A 22,158-nucleotide genomic window follows, 5' to 3' on the forward strand; every position below is an offset into this window, starting at 1 on the left:
TCCCAGCCCAGCTGCCCCCTGGCGATACCAGGCATCGCCAGGGCCTGGCGCAGACCTTCTGTCAGCCGTCTTTTGTGTCGCTCTTCGCGCATCAACCGATAGACCATTCGATTGACCTATCGGATAAGATGTACTGGAAGACCAGTCGGATGCGGGCTCTGTGCCATCCGGCGCAGACATCGACCCGACAGGAGAGGCCATGGCGATGAAGACCCCGATGACGAGGAAGGCGGCATTGTCCGCCGCCGCACTGGCGGTGCTGGGCAGCCTGCTCGCCGGATGCTCCGCCGGTTCAGAGACGGCGCAGCCATCGCCGAGCCCGAGCACCAGCGCGGCGAAGGTGACCAGCGAGAACCTCGGCAAGGCGCTGGACCGGCTCGTGTTCCAGGGCACCGGGGCCAAGAGCGCCGACGGCGGCGCGTGCCTGGTCCGCGCCGTAGAGGACAAGAAGCTCTCGGACGCCGCGCAGGCTTACATCGTGGGCAAGGGCAGCGACGACATCGCCGCGGTGGCAAATGGCCTGCGCGAGGTCAGCGCGATGGACGCCGCGATCATGCTCTCCCCCGAGCTGCGCGACAAGTTCGACGCTTGCGTCGACGCGGTGATCCCGCCGACCCCGGCCCCGTTTGCCACGACCAGCAAGGACGGCAAGGACGGCAAGGATCAGGTCTACGTGCCGCCGAAGCAGGGACAGGAGCTCCCCCAGGCCCGGCAGCCGGATCTTACGCCGAAGTTCCCGGTGCCGCAGGGCGCGAGCATCAACTCCTCCTCACAGCTGACCGCGGGGCTCGTTTCGACGTTCTCCTCCTATGCGCTGAACGAGGATCAGAAGAAGACCTACGCAGCCTCGGGCGCTTGCCTGGCGGGCGTCGTCTTCCAGGCAGGGTTCTCGCAGGAGACGCTGCGCTTCCTCGCCGGCGGCGCACCAATAGGGACCGGATCGATCTCGGACTTCCTGCCGAAGGACGAGGACAAGAAGATCTGGAAGTCGAAGGACTTCACCTCGGCACTCGTGGACTGCACGGCCAGCGCAAAGGTCTGAGGCTCATCCATCGCGGGTTTTCGTCCTGCCGTTGATTGGCTTCTACCGATCAAAAAGAAGAACCGGTGCATACTCGCACCGGTTCTTCTTTTCCTGTTCACAAGGCTGCCGAAGTCATAGCAAGCCCCAGATGGCAGCATTCCAGAGCGGAGTCCGCGTCACAGCACTTCGATGGCGACGTCGGCACTAGAGCCGTTTTGGCTGCGCATTGCCGAGGTGCGCGCGCACCACGGCAATGTCCCTCGTCGGGTCGCGCCGGATCCGCTTCGACTTGACGATGAACGCGGACTTCTCGATCACAACGAGCTTCAATCCATGTTCGGGGATAAGAAGGCGCTTGCGTTCGTCGTAGAGGCGACGTTGCTCGCCGCGACCGACACCAGAGACGGTCTGCCGCCGATCGAAGAACGGCGACGGCTTCGAATGCTGCTCCTCCTGGAACTCGACGACGAGCTTGAGATCGGACCAAAAGCCGTCCACGGGTAGCTTGGTGCCGAGGGGTCGCAAAGGGGACGGGTCGCCGCGGAGCCAATCGAACGTCGCTTGGCGACAGCTGCTCATGCCGAGGACGCCATCGCACAGGTCAAGCACGTAGTGCTCATCGGACGCAGTGCGGTCGACCATGCCGTGATTCTTGCAGAGTTCAGCCGAGAGGCCCATGCTTCATAGGTTCAAGAACGACGTTTGGTCCGCTCTGAGAGCTTAGGATCTCGGAACCAGGCTGATTCGGTCAGTGCCGGCGGCGGCCTGATACGGCCCGGTGCCAGTAAGCCGCTTCTGCACTTGTCAGAATCTCGTAGATCTCCTCGACCACGAACTTGCCCAAATAAGGGCGTTCCTCGGCGCTCAAAGTTCCCAGAGACACCAGTGCAGCCGCCAACAGCACATCGTCTTCAATCGAAGGCTCAACCCATTCCCGCACACCATCGTCGGTAAGGTCCTCCCAGACATATGGCGAGGTTGCTATGGCCTCCCTAACCGCGGCGAGTCGCACCCTTACGTCTCCGCTGCGGGACCGCGCGTAGAGACGGATCTGATATTCATCCGAGGCCGGGGGCACAAGGGGTGCCCCGCCGGCTAACGGATGATGAGCAGCAATGACCTGGTAGCGGGCCCGGGCAGGGTGTCGGTCATGGAGGTCCTGGCGTATTTCCCTGATGCGGTGCCCGGGGCGCAATGTTGCAATTCCAGGGATGCGGTTGTCCCGCCTATTCGCGTTGTGTGGTGCCATGACCTGTCCCGACAAGCGGCCAATAGGTGTCCCCCTCCCTCATGATAGGCCCGGTTCGGACGGAGGTTGAAGGGCACCGGATCGAGGCGGCTGGGCATACCGGAACGAGCTTGATCGTCCCTGCGGTTTTCCACATACGCCAGGACTCCCCTACCGGCAGTCGGCAACCGATGCTGCACTGGAGGCATGCTCAGCTACGAAGACATCATTCTGCTCGGCGAGGAACGGGTCTTGGTCATCCAGGAACACAAAGAGGGCCGTTGCTGGTGTGGCCAGACCTGGCAATGACCAACCTTGACGGGCGCTGTCTTGGTTGTATGGCTGGTGCTTCCTGATGCCGGACTGCTTGCTTCAGGCCGGACCAGGACCTTGCTGGGAATTCAGCAGGGTATCCGGGCGGAGGAGCATACTGAAACGGTTACACCTCACGGTCCGGAACGCGAATGATGATCATCCGGGATCCTTCCGGGATTTTGGCCTTCGCAGCAGCCAGGGTGGTGCCATAGTCGGGGCCCGTCGCGCTGACGCGCATCATTTCGCCCTGGGCATCTTCAATGGTCAATTCAACCTCCATAGCTCTGAGCATAGAGCCCTGCCCGGCCGTCCTCTGTCCGTTGGAGAAGAGAAAGTTGTCAAGTAACAGCATGCGCAGTGAGTAGCCTGCCTAAGACCGGAGCGAGACTGGGATTGCCGGTAAAGGATAGACTGCCTGAGTGCCCGGTCATGATCAAGAAGGCCCGTTCGATCGGGCGCAGCCGCTCAATCCATCACGTCTTCAGCAGCCCAAGGACAAGTCAGTCCAGTCTGAGCCCATTGAAGTGCCCAACCCTGAGGCCGCCGGAGCCTGCGAGCAGGATATGAGCCAGGGCCCGACCCGCTGGCAGCGGATCAAGGAGCATCCGGCTTTCAAGACAGGTCTCGCCGTTGGCGCTCTTGCGGCTGCTGGCGCGGTCACGTTGTTGACACTGAAGTCGCCCGAAGTATTCAAGCAGGTCAGCGCGGCGGTCTGGGAGAAAATCCCTGAGTTCACGGAGGCGGCTTTCGAGGGCATCGGCGAGGAGGCCAGCAGAAAGTCTCCGACCGAGCATAATGTCAGCGGGCACCAGCGCGTGCAGCACTACGGTCCCGGCGGCACCGAAACAAAGTTCGTCCAGGTATCGCCTTACTCGCGTGGAGGTAGTACCTAACAGGCGCATGCGATACTGACCGTGTCGAAAATTGCGGTTGTGCTTGTCGTCAGCGGTTTATGTCATATCAGAAACGGCTTCGGCGGGACGTATTGGGACGGTAGGGCCTTTGGGTATCTTTGATTTCCTTGCGAAGAAGGAAAAAAGCTGGGACGAGATCGATGTCTACGAGGGTGAAACGCCCCCGTGCCCCAACTGTGGGACGCCCCTGGTGAAAAAGTTTGTTTACTCCGAGATGTACTGCCTTGAGTGTCGCTACGGTCTAGATGACGATGACGATGACGATGACGACAGCGAGGCGCTGAGTGTTTACGATGCAGCTCAGATCTGGGCCTCACACGGTAAGGATGAGGATTACATGTTCGGGTATTCCTCGGAGGAACTCGAAGCCGCGCTTTAATGTGGCAGGTCGCTGCTCGAGTTTGCTGCCGGCGCGGGTGCTGTTGAGGTCCTGCGCTTCCCTTACCCCGCTATGCCACAGCGACCGGCAGCTCGTCCCAGTGGGTCGTGCAGCGCTTCGAGAGCATGGCGCGCTTCATCTCCCACGCCGGCGGGGTCTTCATGCCACCCAGGCCCACACCCACTGCCTGCGCGCCGAGCTTTCTCGTGATTTCGTCAAGTACCTTCCCTACTCCCCGATCTTCGAATTCGGATTGGAACACAGGTAGGAACTGAACGCCGTCACCCGCGCGCAGTCCCGTGAGTACAACTCCTGCACGGGCGTAGCGGATACCGGCGGTCGGAAACAGATCAGGCAGGATCACACTGGCAGCTTTCGTAAGCGCGATCGGGTCATCGGTCGGCATGGCCAGCGGAACAGCCCGGTGGGCTGAATGCGGGACGGTTCCTTCGTCGGCCCAGCCGGTCGAAGCCCACACCGAGAGCACGCCGGCGACGGACCCCTGGGCCCGAAGACGTGCTGAGACCCGCTGGGCGTAGATCGACAGAACCTGATGCATCTCGTCAGGGTCCGTAAGCTTGCGCGAGAAGCTCCTGGAATAGATCAGCTGGTCCTTGGCAGCCGGCGGCTGGGTCTCCAGCTCGATGCATTTTTGCCCGCGCAGCTCCAGGATGGTTCTTTCCATGACGACGGAGAACCGTTTGCGGAGCCATTTGGCATCAGCGTCGCGCAGTTCTCTGGCCGTGTGGATGCCGAGCGCAGCCAGGCGCTTGCCGTTACGCCCGGCGACGCCCCAGAGGTCAGTCACATGGAGGGAGTCAAGGATCCGGTCAAGCTGCTCCTCCGAAAACCGCCGGAGATCGAGAACACCATTGAACGCGGGGTTTTTCTTGATGCCGAGAGCCGCTACCTTGGCGAGGGTCTTCGTGGGACCGATCGCGACGCGGACAGGAATTCCGGTCAGCTGGAGGACAGTCCGTCGGATCTCCTGTCCCCGTGATTCGAGTTCTTCAGGAGCCCCCCGCAGCTTCAGCCAGCTTTCGTCGATCGAATACACTTCCTGCCACGCACTGAAGCGGCCCAGAATGGTGGCAACCCGTGCACTCAGCGAGCCATAGAGCTCATAGTTCGATGACCTGGCTTCGACGCCCTTGGCCTGGCACCAGCCGCGGATCTTGAACCACGGCTTGCCCATGATGTCAGGATCGAGCTCCTTCACCAGCGGGCACGCGGCAACCACACAGCCGTCATTGTTCGAGAGGACAAGGGTCGGCCGGTCATGCAGCGTGGGGTCGAAGACACGCTCCGCGTTGGCGTAAAAGGAGACGCAGTCTACGAGAGCGATTTGATCGGGTGCTGGGGTCAGAGTCGTCATTGCCACGGCTGGAGACTATAGGCGGGGTCTGACACCACGTTTGATTTTCGCAGGAGACAGAATCCATGTGACCACGCCCCAGACTGACATCTCCGTGTGTTCGTGGAGAACGATGTCCGCATAGTCGAGGTTCTCTGCCACGAGAACGGTACGTCCTTGGATGACGTCCAGCCGCTTGACGGTGTATTCGCCGTCAACGACGGCGATCACAATCTTGCCCGGAACGGGATCGATCCCCCGGTCCACGAGCAGCAGGTCGCCGTCATTGATTCCGGCTCCGGTCATGGAATGGCCGGCTGCACGCCAGACGAATGTGCAGGTTGGGTCCCGGACCAGGTGCTGGACAAGATCGAGGTCCCCCGACCAATATCCCTCTGCAGGGCTGGGGAAGCCGCAGGCGACGGCTTCCGGCGCAAACGGGAGTATCAGCGGCTCGTCGAGCGCCAACGGTTCTGGCTGCGAGGCCTGCATGTCCACTTCCTTTTCGAACATATGTTCGATGGAATCGTACGCCCGGGCGGGAACGGCGCGCAACGTGGAGCAAAATGCCGGGCGGACTGGACAGGCCTGGGCTCTGGGACGGCAGCCAGGAATAAAGGCCCCGGTGCGCTTCATGCGCGTCGGGGCCTTCTCTTTTTCCCACGAACGGGAGGTGCGAACCAACGTCCAGCGGCCCCGGCCTTGGGGTCGAGGAACCGAGGCCGCCTGGGACACGCGATCAGGCGCTGACCGGGTGACGCAGATGACCCTACCTCTCTGCCCGACCTCTCCCAAAGGTCTGTCACAAGTCATTGCCCAATCATTCGTGACAGGCATTCGAATGACGTTAGAATGGACTCGTACATCAGTCGAATATGACAGGAGAGGCCAGACATGACCGTCGTCGACGAGCCGAAGGCTGCGCCTCCCGCTGCGCGGGCTGCGACCAGGTCCGGTGGACCGAGCACCGACCAGAACGGCAGCGACCGCAGGGAGCGGGTCTTTACCCGCCTGTCCTCGGACGAGAAGCAGCGGGCGGAGTACTGGGCGCAGCGGCGCGGCTACCCCTCCGCCAACGAGTACTACGCCGAGGCGATCGCCGAGAAGATCCGGCGCGAGAATCTCGACTTCGACATCCCTGATCTGCTCACCGCGCGCATCAACCAGGTCGTCGACGAGCTCAAGGCGCTTTCGACGAACAACGCCAACCTCGAGCGGGTCGTGACCATGGGCTTCGATTCCCTGCTCGGGCTGACCAGGGGCGACAACTATCTGCTGGACGAGGAGAACGGGGAGCTGACGTGAGCCAGGGGCTGAACGAGATCATGCCGTCCACCGACGAGCTGATGGACGTCGACACGTCCTTCCTCGATGCGTACCGGACCGGCGGGAGCGAGGGCCTGAAGCGGGCCCAGGAACGGGCACAGCCGGCGGAGCCGGAGCAGGACACGCCGGAGAAGGATGAGGCCCCGCAGCAGAGCGCCGAGAACCTTGACCGGGAAACCGGTGCCGGCCAGCGGGGAGGCTCGGGAGCAGGCAGCGCCACTCCCCCGGCCCAGAGCGACGCCGTCGTCGTGGACACAGCAGCGATGCCGCAGGTGCACGACGACGCAGACGCCGAAGCACACCCCGCGGCCCTCCCGGTGTCGCCGCCGGAAGATGCCAACCTCCTCCCGCCCGTCCCGCTCCAGCACACCGACCATCAGGAGGCCGTGCAGTCTGCGGCGGCCAGGGGCGGCTCCGGCGGAGGGGACGAGGGCAGCGAGTCGTTGCCACAGAGCGGCTTCCGGCTCGACGGCGTGAAGAGCCAGCCTGCCGTCCGGGCCCTGCCCGAGGCCATCGTCGGCGCGCTGCGGGAGCAGCTGCGCTCAGCGGCCGTCCGTGAGCTCGGCGTCGGCGACACGGCGGCCCGCGAGTTCACCGAGCGGTTGAGCCAGGCAAGCCTGGTCACGGCCTTTCTGCTGGCCCAGCTCGACCTTGGACTGGCGACCGATGCTGCCACCCGGCGCGCGGCGCAGCTGTTCCGCTCCCGTGATCCGCTGCTGGGCAGCATCGCGGCGCGCATGGAAGCCCTGGAGCAGATGGGCCGTGAGCAGACCCAAGGCCTGGCCGCGCTGCACGGGCAGCTGGGTGAGGTAAAGGAGACCAGCGCGGCGATCGAGCAGGCACTCGCGTACTCGATCGCGGACCGCACGAGCAACTTCCTGCGCGGCTCGCACAATGTCCACGAGGCTCCGATCACGCACAAGGACGCGGTCTTCGTCCGGGACCGGGTGCGGGAGGCGACGAAGAAGCAGGCGAAGCTCGAGCGCGAGCGGGAAGGGCGGCCGATCCGGTGAGCACCGCCACGCACAGGAGTACAGCGACCGACGCCGAGCGGTTCCGGGAGAAGGTCGATAAGGAGGCGGGCAGGCTCGACGGCACAGGCTGCTGGGTCTGGACCGCCTCGGGCCGCTTCGGCCTGTCGAACGGCCGATCCTCGGCCACGCCGCGCCGATACGCCTGGGAGGCCCTGCAGCAGGAGCTCGGGCTCGGGTCCCTGACGCAGGACGAGATCCTGCGGATGGCCTGTGGTCGCAGTGCCTGCGTCAACCCCGGGCACATGCAGAAGGGGGCCAAGCCGCTGCGCCGGCCGGGCAGCCGTACCTGTGCCCGCGGGCACACGATGGACGCCGACAACGGCTACTGGGCCAAGGACGGCACCTGGGTGTGCCGTCCCTGCAAGCGCGACCACTCCCGCCGGTACCGCCAGGACCCGCAGTTCCGGGCCGACCAGGCTGCTGCCAGCGCCAGGTACATCGCCGCGGACCCGCAGCGGGCCGAGCGCAAGAAGCAGCGGCAGCGGCAGCGGTACCGCGATGACCCCGATTACCGCGCCCGGATCCGGGCGGCGGCGCGCGAGAGGCGCGCCAGGAAGAAGGCTGAGGAGGGCCGCGACGACCGGTCCGGCAACGCAGAAATGAAGGAGGCCGGGCGTGGCTGAGGTGCTGTTCCCGAAGAGACAGCGGTGCAAGGGGTGTGGCAAGGGTCTGGCGCTGCGTCCCCAGGACCCGGTGCTGCTCGGGCTGTACTGCGCTCCCCGGTGCGCGGGGATGTCCAACCCCGCCTCCCGGGCCGAGGACGCCCCGCGCGAGTGCACGACCATGCGCGAAGGGAAGAAGGTCTTCAAGCGCCGCTACCGCAGCGAGGGCGAGATTCCGGACCGGCTCCGCGAGGATCCCTCGACGAGCTGGTACAGCTGTGGACACTGTGGCCACTGGCACCTGGGTCATACCCGCATGGGGGCCGCCGAGAAGTTCCGCATGTTCGAGGACCTTGACGAGGACCTGCCGGACCTGTTGGTCAAGCTCCGGGGGAAGGCCTCCCACAAGCAGGTCGCCGAGGTCGCCGGCGTCCGTCCGATCCGGATCAGGGAGCTGGAGTCCGGTGTAGACCATCCGGAGAACCTGAAGACGCTCGGCAAGGTCCTGAAGGCCTACCGGGTTCGTCTGGGCGTCGCGCTGCCGCCCGGACGGTGATCAGCGCCGTACAGCATCAGCGATGCATGGACAGACGATCCGTGCTACTTTATAGCCATCACGATCAGCCCGTTGCCGCAAGGCGCGGGCTGATTTTCTTTTCAGGGGGAGGAACGTGGCGGAGTACGCGAAGCCATGGCTGTCGGTCGACGCGCAGATCGACCGGCTGGCGTGGCACGGGGCCGACGTCGGGGACCGGGCAGCCGTGCTGCTGGGTGCCGTCGGCTACTACCGCCTCACCGGCTACCTCTACCCCTTCCGCGAGTCCGAGCGCTACGCCGACGAGGACGGGCGCTCCCGCATCCGGGTGCTCAGCGGCTACCGGCCGGGCACGACGTTGCGCCACGCTGAGGAGATCATCGACTTCGACCGGCAGCTGCGCATGCTCGTCATGGACGGCGTCGAACGCATCGAGGTCGCCGCGCGGATGCGGATCGGCTATGTCCTCGGCCGCCGGTCCCCTTTCGCCTACGAGGACCCGGAGTGCTTCACCGAGGCCTTCACAGCCGAGAGCACCGATGTGCGGGATCCCGCGCCGAGCCCGCATGTGCGTTGGCTCCAGCGCGTCAACGAGCGGCGGGCCAGCTCCGACGAGCAGTTCGTGGAGCACTTCAGGCAGAAGTACGACGACAGGATGCCGGTGTGGGCGCTGACGGAGATCCTTGAGCTGGGACACCTGTGCGTGCTTTACCGCGGCATGCACCAGCAGGATGCCGAGGAGATTGCCCGTGAGTTCGGCGTGCCGACGAAGAAGGTCATGATCAGCTGGCTCGCCAGCCTGAACTACGTGCGGAACGTCGCTGCCCACCATGCCCGACTGTTCAACCGCAAGCTCCAGAACGCGCCGTCGCGGCCGAAGGTCGGAGTGGTGCCGGTGCTGGACCACCTGCGCGATGAGCAGACCGCCAAGGGTGTCTTCGGCACGTACAACGCCCTGGCCGTAATCGCGTACCTGCTGCGCGCCATCGACCCGGACACCGGTTGGTCCGGTCGGCTGGCGGCTCTGCTTCGCCAATTCCCGGTCTCACACGCCCTGACCATCGAGTCGATGGGCGCGCCTGTGGGCTGGGAGTCGCTCGAGCTCTGGCGCGGCTGAGGCGGAGCTAGGACCGGACGGTGAGCCGGCCTTCCTTCATGTCGTCACGCAGCTGCGACAGCATGTACCAGTGCGCGCCCTTGGGCTTGAGTGAGATGTAGTGCTCGTGCTGCTTACCATCCTGCTCCCAATCCAGGACCATCTCCGGACGGCGCAGCAGGCCCTGGTATTCGTCGACGTCGGCACGGATTTCCACGCGCACACGTTCGTCCGCAGGCGGCACCAGCAGCACCGCGACGTCGCCCTCGTAGCTCAGTGAGACCTCCTGGGCGAGGAGCCGCCGTACGTCGGCCGTGCAGATCTCTCCGCGGGCGACGTCGAAGACGTTCTTGCCGTGCGTGGCGCTCTCCCAGGCATCGATGCACTCGATCAGCATCGAGCACCCCTGGGCGATACGGATGATGTCCGCCTCGTCCGGCGGCCAGCTGCCCTCCTGCATCTCGATGAGCATGCTGCTGAAGTCCTGTGGTGTGCGCAGGAAAGCGTGGTCGAGGGCCATGGGATTCGTGCTCCTGGGTCGGGCGTGAGCGGGTGGCGACTCTATAGACGTTACCTCGATCCGGGGTCGCCGTGAATGATCCAGGCCCTCTCTGACCGGCGTGCCGGCGCGGGTCTCGCCGCTCCCATTCGACTCGCTGTGCGACTCGCTTAGACTCGCCATTCAACTCATTCTATCGATAGACTTGTGACTGATTTATGAGTCGACTGGTTTATGAGTCACCGACGAAAGGGAGTCATGATGGTTGTCGGGATCCTCACCGAGAAGCCGAGCGCGGCGCGGCACTTCGCTGCAGCCCTCGGCGGCATGAACGGCACGTACAACGGGGAGCAGTTCGTCATCGCCCACGCCCGGGGGCACCTGTACGAGTTCGTCGATCCGCACCGGATGGTGGCGGATCCGGACGTGGCCGGGAAGTACCGGACCTGGGACCTGGGCAACCTGCCCTGGGACCCTCAGCAGCTGGACTGGAGCCTGGAGGTGATCAAGAACGCGAGCGCTGTCGCCGCGGACGTGAAGCGGACCCTGGGCAAGTGCGACGAGATCGCGATCGCCACCGACGTCGACCCCACGGGCGAGGGCGGCATGATCGCGGTCAATGCCTTCCTCGAGTTGGGGCTGAAGCCGGGCAAGTGGTCGCGCATGTACTTCACTGATGAGGCTCCGGCCTCGCTGCAGAAGGCCTTCGCCGCGCGCAAGGTCATTCCGTCACTCCTGGACTTCGACGAGTACCGCAAGGCGCGCTACCGCTCACAGTTCGACCTGCTCTCGATGCAGTTCACCCGCATCGCCACGAACATGGCCCGCCAGTCCGGGCAGGACATGGTGCTGCGCCAGGGCCGGCTGAAGTCGGCGATGGTCAAGCTCGTCGGCGACCAGCTGAAGGCGTATAACGACTACGTCAAGAAGCCGTTCTTCCAGAACCGGTTCCGTGACGAGAACGACGTGATGTACACGAACCCGGAGGAGCCGCGGTTCGACCAGAAGGACCAGGTGCCGAACCAGTACGACCCCTCCCCCGTCGTGCTCGACGGCAAGGCGACGAAACAGACCCCGCCACCGAAGCTGCTGGACCTGGCCGCACTCTCGTCCATCCTGGTCGGCAAGGGAATCAGGGCCCAGCTGGTGCTCTCGACCTACCAGTCCATGTACGAGGCCCAGGTCGTGAGCTACCCGCGCACCGAGGACAAAACGATCACGCCTGAGCAGTTCAACGAGCTTGCGCCTCTGGTGGACAAGATCGCCGGCGTGGTCGGGGTGGATCGCAAGCATCTGACGCACCGCGAGCCGCGCAAGGCCCACGTGAAGCCGCAGGGGGCGCACGGTGCGAACCGTCCCGGCCCGAAGGTGCCGTCCTCGCTGGACGACGTCGAGCAGCGTTTCGGCAAGGCCGGCCGCCTGATCTACGAGACCCTAGGCAAGAACTACCTGGCGATGATTGCCGAGGACTACGTCTACGAGCAGCAGAAGGGCCACGTCAAGGACTATCCGGACTTCGTGGGCATCGCCAACGTGCCCATGTCGGCGGGCTGGAAGGCGGTGTTCGATCCGGACGCCGGCGACGACACCGCCGAGGGCGACGAGAACGAGTCGGCCAAGGGCCTGGGCACCAACGCTGAGCCCTTCGTCTTCGAGGGTGCGAACAAGCGCCCCGAGCACCCGAGCATGAAGTGGCTGATGAAGCAGCTGGAGAAGCGCGACGTGGGCACGGGTGCCACCCGGACCTCGACGTACTCCGAGGTGACCTCGACGAAGACGAAGTACCCGCTGCTGCTGGAGAAGGGCCGCAAGCTCACCCTCGCCGAGGCCGGGGACATGAGCTGGCGGCTGCTTCCGGGCACCCGGATCGGCGACCTGGCGCTGACCGAGAAGGTCTATGCCGATATGAAGGAGATTGCCGTAGGCACCGGCCCGAGCGCAGAGGAGCGCCTCGCGGTCGTGGCCGACTGGGTGCGCGAGGACATCGCGACCATGCAGAAGAACGCCGCGACGATGCGCTCCGCACTGGGGCTCAAGGAGGAGGCCGTCACCCGGAAGGAGCGGGCGCAGGGCACCTGGGCCAAGACGGGCAAGGATGTGGTGTTCGCGCGTGAGTGGGGCGGCCACCGCTTCACCGACGACGAGGTCGCCCGGCTGCTGGCCGGGGAGACGATCGAGTTTTCGGCGAAGAGCACCACGGGCAAGGCCTATGAGGTCTTCGGCGAGCTTGGCGAGGGCACCTTCAAGGGCCGGACTTTCGTCGGGTTCCAGAAGCTCGGCTTCGGCCGGCGCGACGCCAGCGGCAACGCGCTGCCGCCGGCGTCCTGGTGCCACTACACCTTTACGCCCGAGGAGATCGACCGCCTCATGGTTGGCGAGGGCGTCGAGTCAAGCGACTTCGTCTCAAAGAAGGGCAACCGCTTCCAGTGCAAGGTCTTCTTCCGCGAGGAGAAGAAGGGTGAGGGTAAGAAGATCGTGCCTGACTTCGAGGCCTCCCTGGACTCCCCGCCGAAGAGCTGGTGCGGGGTTGCCTTCACCGACGACCAGCTCGCGGCACTGGCCGCGGGCAAGACGATCAAGGGTACGGGCTTCACCTCGAGCAAGGGAAAGAAGTTCGACGCCGAGCTTCAGTGGAGGAACGAGGGCGGCAAGAAGAAGCTCGTCCCCTCCTTCGGCTGAGGTTGCGCGGACTCGTTCCTGAATGATTATTCGGATGCCAGTCCGATAGACTGCCCGTCCACTTAAATCAGCACGCCACGGTACCGCCCGACGGCATCGGATCGCACGTCCGAGTCGCTGGGCGGTGCCATTCTTGCGTCAGTCGCGCTCGATTCGATAGGTCTATCTAAGGTAGAGTGGTCATGTATCCCTCATCTATGAGGGCATTCGGACAGGCGCAGACAAATCAGTGGTGGCAGCAGGGAGAGATTCATGGCGAAGATGTCGTACAAGGTGCCGACGAGCCTCAACAGGTCGTTCCTCGACCACGAGATCACGCTCAGCAAGGGCGGCTGGGCGGCCAAGCCCTCCCCCATCAAGCAGCTGTTCTTCTTCGGCGGGGGCGCGCTGGCGCTGCTGTGGGCGGTGACGCAGACCTTCGTGGCGAGCTCGGGTCCGGTGTTCATCACGCTCTTCGTCATCTGGGGCCTGGCACTGATCGTCTACTTCGGCGGCATGACCAAGACCAAGGAGCTGCGGGCGATGAACGTGCCCGCCCTGCTGGCATACGCCCCGTCCCGGGCACGCAACGTCTTCACCCGCCGCAGCTCGGACCCGAGCGACTTCCACTCGATCGTCGGTATCGACGGCATCGAGGAGGACGGCCGGATCCACTTCTCCGACGGCGGTGAGGGGCAGGTCTACTTGGTCGTCGGTTCAGCGTCGTACCTGCTCTTCGACGAGGACCGCATCGGCATCCTGGACCGGGTCGACGCCTTCTGGCGCAAGATCGACACGAACTGCGAGTGGGCCTTCGTCACCACGAAGGAGCCGCAGCGGATCTACCACCAGGTGGCCTCGCTCGAGCACCGCAACCACGCCCTCGCGGTCCGCGACCCTGACCTGATCGAGCTGCAGAACGAGCAGTATGACATCCTCACGCAGCACGTCGGTGGCAAGTTCACCTCGATCCACCAGTACCTGCTGCTCAAGGGCAAGAGCGCTGACGCTCTGCGCCGGGCGCACATGGTGCTGCAGTCCGAGGTCGAGGGGTCCGCGCTGATGATCAAGGAGGCTACGGTCCTCGACCGCGAGGAGACCGAGCCCATGCTGCGGGTCTTCTACCAGGGCATCGAGGACGACCTGCACTCTCTCAAGGCCTCACTGAACTGACCGGGCCGAGCTGGACGAACAAAGGAAGGACGAAGGGTGACATGGCGCTGATGACGAAGGCCCGCGCGCAGCTGGGCATTCCGGGGAAGAAGCCCCGGGGCGGGGACGCGACGGCCGTGCCGGGCGTGGATGAACTGGAGGCCGCTCTCGACGGCGATCCCGCCACGGGCGGGACGGCGGAGCCGTCCGAGGTGACCGCGCCGGCGGTCGCCGCTGAGCCGGCCGAGGTGGCCGAGCCGAACAAGAACTGGTGGCAGCGCCGCCAGGAGATGAAGAAGCTGGAGGGGCGGTTCGACTCGTATCCGCACCTGCTGGCGCTCAAGCCTCGGGAGAAGTACGTCTTCCGCTCCGACTACTTCGAGGTCGACGGTTCCGTGGCGTGCGTGCTCGCGTTCTTCCACGACGACGCCGCGCACGACAACTTCGCCGCGTTCTGGGGCATCGACCGGATCCCGGACGGGCTCGACGAGCGCGTCACCGCGGTCGTCCTGGAGCAGGTGCGCCGGATGGACGAGAAGTGGGTGGATTCGTTCACCAAGCAGTCGGAGAAGCTCGACCGCCTTGACGCGAACGAGCAGGAGGAGACCGGCACGACCTCTTCCAAGCGCAAGGCCGCCAAGATCTCCTCCGACCTTGAGGTCACCATCGGCGAGATCCAGGACGGCGCGAGCTACCTGTCGGTGCACAACCGCCTGTTTCTCAAGGCTCCGGACCTGGAGACGCTGGACGACTCGGTCGACCGCGTCACGCGGCTGTACATCGACCGCTTCGGCACGCTGAAGGCTGCGGCGTACGCCGGCGAGCAGCGCCAGGAACTCTCGGGCCTGTTCAAGAACAACGAGAAGAAGCGCGGCAAGGGCTTCCACTTCACCTCGACCGAGCTCGCGGGTTCGTACTCGCTGGTGACTAACGGCCTGAACGACCGGGGCGGCGAGTACGTCGGCTACATGGTCGGCGACGTCAACAACTCGGCCGTACTCATGGACGTGAACCGGTACGAGCACCACGTTGTCGTGGCAGACGCGACCCTGAGCGAGTACCTGGACCGCCAGCGTGTGTCGAACATGTGGTGCTCGAAGATCTCGCAGGCCTGCATGCTCGGCAACGGCTCGGTGGTCCACCTCGTGCTGGACGGGGCGGACCTGGACAAGCTCGGCCCGAACTTCGAGCGGCTGACCTCGCGCGTGGACCTGAACCGCGGTGACGTCAACCCCTTCGAGCTGTTCGGCGACGAGGACGACGAACTGACGGTCTTCGCCGCGCAGATGGAGAAGCTCAAGCTGATGTTTGAGCAGCTCTACGAGACCACGGACGGGGCAATCGGCTCGATCATCCGCTCCGCGCTGGAGGACACGGCGACCGACTTCTACGTCGAGCAGGGCATGTGGCGGCACAACGCCAAGGACCAGCGGCACCGCCTGCGCGTGGTCAACATCCCGCACCAGCAGGTGCCGCGGCTGCAGATGTTCGTCTCGTACCTCGACACCGCGCACAAGGCCCTGCTGAACTCAAGCAAGACCGACCCCGACCAGCTGCGCGCGTACAACGTGCTGCGCGGCATCGCGAACACGATGCTCAGCACGAATGGCGACCTGTTCAACAACCACACGGCATCGGCCGTGGACGGGGTCCGGGATGCCCGGCGCGTGGTCTACGACTTCTCGCGGCTGATGCGCCGCGGCAAGGGCGTGGCCATGGCCCAGCTGGTCAACATCGTCGGCTTCGCCGTCGGCAAGCTCGGGCTCGGGGACACCGTGGTGATCCACGGCACCGAGCAGATTGACGACCGCGTCAAGAAGTACCTGCACGACCAGTTCGACCACATGCACGAGCGCGGCGGCCGCGTGGTCTACAGCTACAACGACGTGGACAAGATGCTCGCGGACTCGGACTTCAACAAGTTCGACGCCGCGGACTACACGCTCTTCGGGCCGATGCGCGACCGCACGGTGGCGGAGTACCAGAAGCAGCTGCACCAGCAGATCCCGCCGGACCTCGCCCAGCTCATCACGACCAAGGGCGAGAACCTTACCTACCTGCGCCGGGACGTGTCGAACGTGGTCTTCCACCTCGACCTCGCGCTGGGGATCAACCCCTTCCGCGAGGCCCAGCGCAGGCAGGTTCGTCTGGAGGCCGCCAAGGCCGACGAGGCGGCCCGGATGGACCAGCTGATGAAGGACGAGCCGGCACCCGGCGCGAAGCTCACCAGTGCCCGCCAGAGCGTCGAGTCCGAGGAGGACCGCTCCGAGGACCATGTGGGGCGGGCCGACCGCAGGAAGGCCATGAAGAAGGCCGGGACGGCCCCGTGGAAGCTGGGTAAGTCATGACGGCCATCACGGACACGACAGACAGGAAGGGAAAGATGAACGGGACCATCACGCTCGCGGCGCGGGCCCGGGCCGCGGCGACTGCCCGGGGCGGGCTGGTGCGCGTCCTGGCTCTGTCGCTGCTCGTGGCACTGGTTGTGCCGCTGCTGATGACGGTGTTCGCGCCATCGGCGCACGCTGCCGACGACGAGGACCGCGACAATTACTCGCTGTACCAGCTGGCGTCGAATGCCTCGACGTACTTCAGTCAGGAGAACTCTCCCGAAGGCAAGGACAAGCCCGAGGATCGGATGAACGAGGACTGGCGGGCGATCACCGCCGACCCGGCGACGGGCGGCGACATGCTCGGCTACGCCGACTCCGAATTCAGCCTCTTCAACGTAGTCGGTTGGCTCTTCGCCGAGGCGACGGGCTCCACGCAGACCATCGGGTACGACACGCTGAATGCGACAGCCAGCGGCAGCGGAAAGAACGTCTACTCCGGCATGGTGGACTACGCCCACTTCGGCGCGGCCAACGCCGACCTCGGCCTGGACACGATGTCCTCGGGCATCGGTGGACAGATCCTGTCGCTCATCGGCGGCGGCGCGATCTGGCTGCTCTACGCGATGGCGCTGGCCGTGGGCACGCTGTTCTATCTCATCATCCAGCTGTTGAAGGTGCTGAACCCGTTCATGTGGTTCTACCAGGCGGTCGCCGGCGTCGCGGACTCCGGCGGCAATACGAACAGCGCGCACCAGCAGGACCTCGCCGACGGGATGACCGGTGGCCAGGCCGGCGGCGGTGCCCTCGCGGGCCTGCAGCACTGGATCGCAAGCTGGTACGGCCTGCTGCAGTCCATCGCCTGGGAGGCGCTGGTCCCGCTCTTCATCGGGTTCCTGATTATTGGCCTGGTGCTGTTCAAGAAGATGGACCGCGGCTCGGCGATCAAGAAGCTCGTCGTGCGCGTCGTCTTCATTGGCGTGGGCCTTCCGCTGATGGGTTCGATGTACACCGGCGTCCTGGACAAGTTCGATGACTCGCTGCTGGGCCAGCACGCCGGCCCGACCCGCGTGGTGCTCTCCACGTACGTGGACTTCGAGGCCTGGATGATGAACGACCGCCTCGGCGTTCCTGATGAGGCCGTTATCGCCTGGGACAACGGCCAGGCCAGCAACAACGCGATGATGTCGGTGCGCACGACGGCACTGGCGATCAACAAGCAGGCGCACGGTTCGACCTTCCGCGACATCAGCGTGGGCCCCGGTGCGACCAATGCCGAGACGGCCTGGAAGAACAGCCTGGTCGGCATGGAGGGCAGCCCGGCGGGTGACTTCAACGCCGTGGGCGAGACCTTCGGCATGCTCAACAGCTACATCTCGGGCCAAATTACATCGGCGTCGGACTTCGAGTCGGGCATCAAGAGCGCGATCACCAACCTGCCGGTCAACAGCGACGTGAAGAAGGAGTGGTTCATCGACAAGAAGTCCTACGGTGACAGCGACAACTTCGGCGGGCACGGCGAGTCGGACTACATCCCGACCAACCACCCGGTGCTGGCGGTCGGCGGCAAGGGCCTGACCTCCTCGAACCCGGGCGGGAACACGACGAGCTTCTCGACCCAGGGCACCAAGCACGGCTGTGGGTTCTCGGTCTGGGCGGACAACGCCCCGGTTTCCTGCAACATGTCGGCGCTGTCGGCGTACAACTACCTGAACACCGGCTTCGGCCCCGACTCGATGACGATGTACAGCTCGAACAACGTCACCAGCGGCCTGACCCGCGAGGACCACATGGCGGTCAGCCAGGTCGGCACGGGCCCGGCGAAGTTCATGTACTGGCAGAACGCCGGCGTCGTCCTGGGCAGCATGGTCCTGCTCGGCTTCTGGTACGCCATCGGCATGCTGGTGGGCGCGGTCAAGCGCACCTTCAGCCTCGTGGCCGCGGTGCCGTTCGCCACGCTGGGCGCGATCGCCGCGATCAGCAAGGTGATCGTCTACTCCGTCGCACTGATCCTCGAGGTGCTGGTGACGCTGTTCATCTACCAGTTCGTCTCGGAGCTGCTGATCTCCATCCCGGACATCATCTCCGGACCGGTGTCGGCCTGGATGTCCCAGGACGGCCTGTGGGGCTCAGGCATGCTCGGCGGGATCATCGTGGTCATCCTGACCCTGATCTCCTCGCTGCTGATCATCGGCATCACCTTGGCGCTCCTGCGGGTGCGCAAGGTCGTGCTGCAGGCGATGGACGAGGTGTTCACCAAGCTGGTGGACAAGTTCCTCGAGACCAACACCGCACCGAAGCCGGACAAGAGCAGCATGCTCCCCGCGCTGGCTGCGGGAGCCGGGGCCGGAGCGGGCATGGCCATGGGTAACAAGCTCGCCTCCGGCGTCGGCGGCAAACTCGGCGGCAGCGGGGCCACGAAGCCCGGCGGCACCCCCGGTGGCGGCAAGGGCTCGTCGACCAACGCCGGCGGCCTGAACGGTGAGCAGAAGTCGCTTGCTGCCGGGAAGGGCGCACTGGCCCTGGCCGCCGGTCCGAACGACGGTCCGGAAGCCGGCCCCGACGGCGGCAGCCCCGCCGGTCCCGGTCCGGTTCCCGGCGGTGGTGGTGACAGCGGCGGCCGCGGCCCGTCCGCTGGTGGTCCCGAGGGTCCGGGCGACAAGGGCGGTCCTCTGCAGCTCACGGGCGGCAAGGCGGGGAGCTCCCGCTCCGACAAGGAGACTGCTCAGACCTTGAGCGGCAAGGGCGGCCTGTCGAACCTCGGCTACAGCACCGGCCAGGGTCCCTCCTCGCGGGGCGGCCAGGCCACCGGCGGCCAGACGAGCTTCGGGCTCGGCGGCGCGCAGGGTGCTCCTGGTACCGGGCAGCAGGGCCATGGCCAGGGTCAGGGCCAGAAGCGCGACGGGCTCACGGGCGGCACCGATAGCGGTGCGCACACCAGCGGTGGCCGCAAGGCGGACGCCGGCCAGTCGGCACCGACGCAGTTCGGCACCGGACAGCAGGCGGCTCCGGCCTCCTCGGGCCAGGGCCCGCGCTTCACCGCTGGTACCGGCGGGCCCGCGCAGGTGAACCCCGTCATCGCAGCGGTCCCGGGGATTCCGGGCACCCGGGCGACGCGGGCCGCCGAAGGCCAGCAGCCGCAGGCCAACGCGGGTTCCGGCTCCCGTGCTGTGCAGGCGGGACCCGGTATCCCGCAGGCCAACGGCAGTCAGCGCCGCAGCCCGCAGGCTCCGATCCAGCCCCGCACCGGCGCTCCGGCGCAGGCGCAGGGCCAGTCCGGTCAGCGTCTGCAGGCCCCGGCTCCTGCTCCTGCTTCTACCCAGCCCCGTGTCGGTGGCCGGGTTACCGGAGGCACTCAGGGCAGCCAGGGTGTCCAGCCGACTCCACGCAGCGGACGTCGATCGGCACCGGCGGCTCAGGCTCCGAAGGCCCCGGCCCCGAAGCCGTCGCAGCCGGCTCCGGCCCAGCCGCGGCGGACGGCGGATCCGGCTCCGAAGCGCACGGACGGTCCCGTGTCGCGGAGGAAGCCGGCTGAGGACCCGAAGAACTGATCGTTGGTGATGAGGGCGGCGCACTCCGACAAGGGGTGCGCCGCCCTTTGCCTGCCACGGGGGAAAGGATGGAACGGATGAATCTGCGAGGCAAGGCGCGCGACGAGTTTCCGCTGGGCTGGTGGCACTCGGGGCGCTGGTGGCTCGAGGGAGCGCGCGAGCTGGCGGTGAACTGCCTGGCCGCGTTGGCTGCTGTGTTCTTCCTGCGCGAGGCGCTGCGGCTGGTCCGCCATCGCGACAGCCCCGCTGATCTGGCGCGCCGGCGGGTGCCGACGGAGGGTTGGGTGGCCGGGCTCCTGCTCGGGTGCATGGCTTTGGGTAGTTCAACGGCCCTGGCGGCCCTGGCAGCACAGACGGGCTCCTCTGAACGGAGACTGGTCCAGGCTGCGGTCCTCATCGCCATCTTGTGGTGGCTGGCCAACGTGGTCGTTTCAGTAACCGCGCTTGCCGTGCTGGCCAGGTCGCGGGTCCGGCACCGGGACACCTGGGCCGAGATCGATTTCGTCGAGACACATGCGCCAAAGTACGGACGGCCGCCGGAGACGATCGAGGAGTACCGGGCGCTGCGCCTGAAGGGCGGACGGCTGTAGGGCTCATACGGGACTGCCAGCCAGTCAGACACAAGAAGACCCCGTGGACGTGATGTCCACGGGGTCTTCCTTTCCCGTCGGGCGGCAGTCGTACTGCAGCACCGGCCTCAATCCCTCCGGGGGCCCTTGTCGAAGATCCGCGAGATGCGGTCGATTCCCTCGGCGCTGAAGATGTCCGAGACGGCACCGGCGGTCCCGCTGCGCGGCAGCTCCGAGCGCAGGGTGAGCTTGGCGTACCCCCTGGTCGGCCGGGACTCGATGACGTAGACGATCTCGTGCGAAACGAAGGCCGAAGTGGCCGAGTCCGGCTTCTTCTGGTGGGTGAGCACCCGGAAGCCGGCCCGGGTGCCGATGTAGTCGAAGAAGCGTGTGAGTTTCTCCTCCTCGAGCTGCCGCCGCTCCCCCGCGTTGCGGCCGGAGACTTCGATCAGCTGGATGTGCGTGCAGTCCACATCGTCCGTCGGCCGGCGGATGTCGTCGAAATCCCAGGTGGCTCTTGCCGTGCGCAGCTGCTCGTCGCTGGGGTACGCCACCCGCCCCTTGTAGTACCTGATCGGTCCGATGAGCGTCATGCCCGACCTCCTGCATCCTGTCTGGCGCGCGGGCGCATCCCGGGAGAGAAAAGGCAGAGCCCCGCGGACGCGTGGTCCACGGGGCTCCGGTGCTGCAGGTCGATCGGGGCAGCAAAGGGGTCAGCCTCCTCAGCCGCAGTACTTGGTCTTGACGGCCTTGCCCTGCTCGCTGTCGACTGGCACGAGCACGACGTCGTTGACGCCGTTGGAGAAGACGAACTCCATGGTCGACTTGTCCTTGCCGAAGCTGATCGAGCCGGTCTCGGTGGTGCTGCGGCCAGCCTCGGTCCAGTCCACGGAGGACTTGGACTCGTTGATCTTGCCGGTGCCGCGGACGGTGTAGGCGTCCTTGAGCTCGCCCTTCGCCGCGGCCGCCTTCGGGTCGTCGAGGACGGAGTTGATGGAGTGGCAGGCGAGGTCCTGGCGGCTGGCGGTGTCGAAGTAGGTGATCTGGTCACCGTCCACGACGACGATGTCGCCGTTCTGTCCTTCCGAGGTGGCGAAGTACCGCCCGTCCCCGCCGGAGCTGCTGCAGCCGCTGAGCACGAGCGCGGCGCATGCCAGGGCTGCAGCGGTCGCGGCCAGCTTCGTCCGCGTCACGTGTGCGGTCCTGGTGATGTCCATGGTCTTCTCGTCCTTCTGGTCGGTCCTGTCGTCCTGGCTCTGTGTCCAGGCAATGAGTGTTCGGAAGGTCCAGCGTCTCGGCTCCACAGTTCAGAACTGTTTCCCCGAGCCCCCGTTCCCAGGCCATGCCCGGGAGCCGAAGCTGGACTATCCACGCCCGCCTGGACGGACGATCTGCTCAGCCGGGGCTGAGCAGGATTTCCACTCGTATACCTGTTTTCTCTACCAGTATGGCAGACCACGTACCACCTGTACCACCTTGCACATGTCAGTCAGGAGATGACAGGGACAACTCCAGACACAGAGAGCAGCACGCGGATCCCTGCGCGGAGAACGCCTGCAGGACCCCGGCGTCGTGTCCGGTGTGCCACTCGG

22 protein-coding genes are annotated in these 22,158 nt (G+C 65.6%); 13 read left to right on the forward strand and 9 right to left on the reverse strand.

The window, feature by feature from the left end; genetic code table 11:
• Positions 1-199 precede the first annotated feature (199 nt).
• Positions 200-1,042 carry a hypothetical protein gene (locus ACNAOT_RS13545; protein WP_202986597.1) on the forward strand — a complete coding sequence of 281 codons (843 nt, stop codon included), beginning with the start codon at positions 200-202 and terminating at the stop codon, positions 1,040-1,042.
• A 186-nt stretch (positions 1,043-1,228) separates the two neighbouring features.
• Here the strand turns inward: ACNAOT_RS13545 and ACNAOT_RS13550 are convergent, their stop codons facing one another.
• The 4 genes from ACNAOT_RS13550 to ACNAOT_RS13565 form a co-directional block, all read right to left on the reverse strand.
• On the reverse strand, positions 1,229-1,666 hold the full coding sequence (locus tag ACNAOT_RS13550) for a hypothetical protein (protein ID WP_056388145.1): 438 nt from the start codon (positions 1,664-1,666) through the stop codon (positions 1,229-1,231).
• A 106-nt stretch (positions 1,667-1,772) separates the two neighbouring features.
• Positions 1,773-2,273: a hypothetical protein gene (locus ACNAOT_RS13555; protein WP_420178301.1), complete on the reverse strand. Its 501-nt coding sequence runs from the start codon at positions 2,271-2,273 to the stop codon at positions 1,773-1,775.
• A gap of 150 nt (positions 2,274-2,423) precedes the next feature.
• Entirely contained in the window at positions 2,424-2,558 is a 135-nt protein-coding gene (locus ACNAOT_RS13560) for a hypothetical protein (RefSeq protein ID WP_284975262.1), read from the reverse strand.
• Positions 2,559-2,691: 133 nt separating this feature from the next.
• Positions 2,692-2,835: a hypothetical protein gene (locus tag ACNAOT_RS13565; protein WP_156400145.1), complete on the reverse strand. Its 144-nt coding sequence runs from the start codon at positions 2,833-2,835 to the stop codon at positions 2,692-2,694.
• A gap of 151 nt (positions 2,836-2,986) precedes the next feature.
• Between ACNAOT_RS13565 and ACNAOT_RS13570 the strand changes: the two genes are divergently transcribed.
• Together ACNAOT_RS13570 and ACNAOT_RS13575 are read left to right on the forward strand one after the other, a co-directional pair.
• Complete coding sequence (locus ACNAOT_RS13570; protein ID WP_142133549.1) at positions 2,987-3,460, forward strand: hypothetical protein; 474 nt, start codon at positions 2,987-2,989, stop codon at positions 3,458-3,460.
• Between the two features lie 109 nt (positions 3,461-3,569).
• Complete coding sequence (locus tag ACNAOT_RS13575) at positions 3,570-3,860, forward strand: hypothetical protein (protein ID WP_056387658.1); 291 nt, start codon at positions 3,570-3,572, stop codon at positions 3,858-3,860.
• A gap of 70 nt (positions 3,861-3,930) precedes the next feature.
• Here ACNAOT_RS13575 and ACNAOT_RS13580 read toward each other — a convergent pair whose 3' ends face one another.
• Both ACNAOT_RS13580 and ACNAOT_RS13585 read right to left on the reverse strand, forming a co-directional pair.
• The gene (locus tag ACNAOT_RS13580; RefSeq protein WP_082581623.1) at positions 3,931-5,235 is read right to left on the reverse strand and encodes a Y-family DNA polymerase; all 1,305 of its coding nucleotides are present in this window, start codon (positions 5,233-5,235) and stop codon (positions 3,931-3,933) included.
• A 15-nt stretch (positions 5,236-5,250) separates the two neighbouring features.
• Positions 5,251-5,706, reverse strand: coding sequence for a LexA family protein (locus ACNAOT_RS13585; RefSeq protein WP_056388149.1), 456 nt, complete (start codon positions 5,704-5,706; stop codon positions 5,251-5,253).
• Between the two features lie 402 nt (positions 5,707-6,108).
• On the opposite strand from ACNAOT_RS13585, the gene ACNAOT_RS13590 reads away from it, so the two are divergent.
• The 5 genes from ACNAOT_RS13590 to ACNAOT_RS13610 all read left to right on the forward strand — a co-directional run bounded on the left by ACNAOT_RS13590 (position 6,109) and on the right by ACNAOT_RS13610 (position 9,828).
• Positions 6,109-6,519, forward strand: coding sequence for a hypothetical protein (locus tag ACNAOT_RS13590; RefSeq protein ID WP_056387660.1), 411 nt, complete (start codon positions 6,109-6,111; stop codon positions 6,517-6,519).
• Positions 6,516-7,553 carry a hypothetical protein gene (locus ACNAOT_RS13595; protein ID WP_056387663.1) on the forward strand — a complete coding sequence of 346 codons (1,038 nt, stop codon included), beginning with the start codon at positions 6,516-6,518 and terminating at the stop codon, positions 7,551-7,553. The genes ACNAOT_RS13590 and ACNAOT_RS13595 overlap by 4 nt, the downstream gene beginning before the upstream one ends.
• Complete coding sequence (locus tag ACNAOT_RS13600; RefSeq protein WP_420178302.1) at positions 7,550-8,197, forward strand: hypothetical protein; 648 nt, start codon at positions 7,550-7,552, stop codon at positions 8,195-8,197. The genes ACNAOT_RS13595 and ACNAOT_RS13600 overlap by 4 nt, the downstream gene beginning before the upstream one ends.
• The gene (locus ACNAOT_RS13605) at positions 8,190-8,732 is read left to right on the forward strand and encodes a helix-turn-helix domain-containing protein (protein ID WP_420178304.1); all 543 of its coding nucleotides are present in this window, start codon (positions 8,190-8,192) and stop codon (positions 8,730-8,732) included. Before ACNAOT_RS13600 ends, ACNAOT_RS13605 begins: the two co-directional genes overlap by 8 nt.
• Positions 8,733-8,847: 115 nt before the next feature.
• Positions 8,848-9,828, forward strand: a complete 981-nt coding sequence (locus ACNAOT_RS13610) for an Abi family protein (protein ID WP_056387671.1) — start codon at positions 8,848-8,850, stop codon at positions 9,826-9,828.
• A 7-nt stretch (positions 9,829-9,835) separates the two neighbouring features.
• On the opposite strand, the gene ACNAOT_RS13615 is transcribed toward ACNAOT_RS13610, so the two are convergent.
• Positions 9,836-10,489 carry a hypothetical protein gene (locus ACNAOT_RS13615; protein ID WP_420178305.1) on the reverse strand — a complete coding sequence of 218 codons (654 nt, stop codon included), beginning with the start codon at positions 10,487-10,489 and terminating at the stop codon, positions 9,836-9,838.
• 75 nt (positions 10,490-10,564) lie between these two features.
• On the opposite strand from ACNAOT_RS13615, the gene ACNAOT_RS13620 reads away from it, so the two are divergent.
• The 5 genes from ACNAOT_RS13620 (at position 10,565) to ACNAOT_RS13640 (ending at position 20,587) form a co-directional block, all read left to right on the forward strand.
• Positions 10,565-12,985 (forward strand): type IA DNA topoisomerase, encoded by a 2,421-nt coding sequence (locus tag ACNAOT_RS13620; protein ID WP_200830699.1) that lies wholly within the window; start codon positions 10,565-10,567, stop codon positions 12,983-12,985.
• Between the two features lie 252 nt (positions 12,986-13,237).
• Positions 13,238-14,137, forward strand: a complete 900-nt coding sequence (locus tag ACNAOT_RS13625; RefSeq protein ID WP_056387676.1) for a hypothetical protein — start codon at positions 13,238-13,240, stop codon at positions 14,135-14,137.
• A 41-nt stretch (positions 14,138-14,178) separates the two neighbouring features.
• On the forward strand, positions 14,179-16,464 hold the full coding sequence (locus ACNAOT_RS13630; RefSeq protein WP_056387679.1) for a hypothetical protein: 2,286 nt from the start codon (positions 14,179-14,181) through the stop codon (positions 16,462-16,464).
• Positions 16,461-19,997 carry a hypothetical protein gene (locus tag ACNAOT_RS13635; RefSeq protein WP_056387683.1) on the forward strand — a complete coding sequence of 1,179 codons (3,537 nt, stop codon included), beginning with the start codon at positions 16,461-16,463 and terminating at the stop codon, positions 19,995-19,997. The genes ACNAOT_RS13630 and ACNAOT_RS13635 overlap by 4 nt, the downstream gene beginning before the upstream one ends.
• A gap of 77 nt (positions 19,998-20,074) precedes the next feature.
• Entirely contained in the window at positions 20,075-20,587 is a 513-nt protein-coding gene (locus ACNAOT_RS13640) for a hypothetical protein (protein WP_056387685.1), read from the forward strand.
• A gap of 107 nt (positions 20,588-20,694) precedes the next feature.
• Here ACNAOT_RS13640 and ACNAOT_RS13645 read toward each other — a convergent pair whose 3' ends face one another.
• Both ACNAOT_RS13645 and ACNAOT_RS13650 read right to left on the reverse strand, forming a co-directional pair.
• Entirely contained in the window at positions 20,695-21,159 is a 465-nt protein-coding gene (locus ACNAOT_RS13645) for a hypothetical protein (RefSeq protein WP_056387689.1), read from the reverse strand.
• Between the two features lie 129 nt (positions 21,160-21,288).
• Positions 21,289-21,870 (reverse strand): hypothetical protein, encoded by a 582-nt coding sequence (locus ACNAOT_RS13650; RefSeq protein WP_071416348.1) that lies wholly within the window; start codon positions 21,868-21,870, stop codon positions 21,289-21,291.
• Positions 21,871-22,158 lie beyond the last annotated feature (288 nt).

The sequence above is a fragment of the Paenarthrobacter sp. TA1.8 genome, from assembly GCF_048595705.1.
GTDB classification, from domain to species: Bacteria; Actinomycetota; Actinomycetes; order Actinomycetales; family Micrococcaceae; genus Arthrobacter; species Arthrobacter nitroguajacolicus.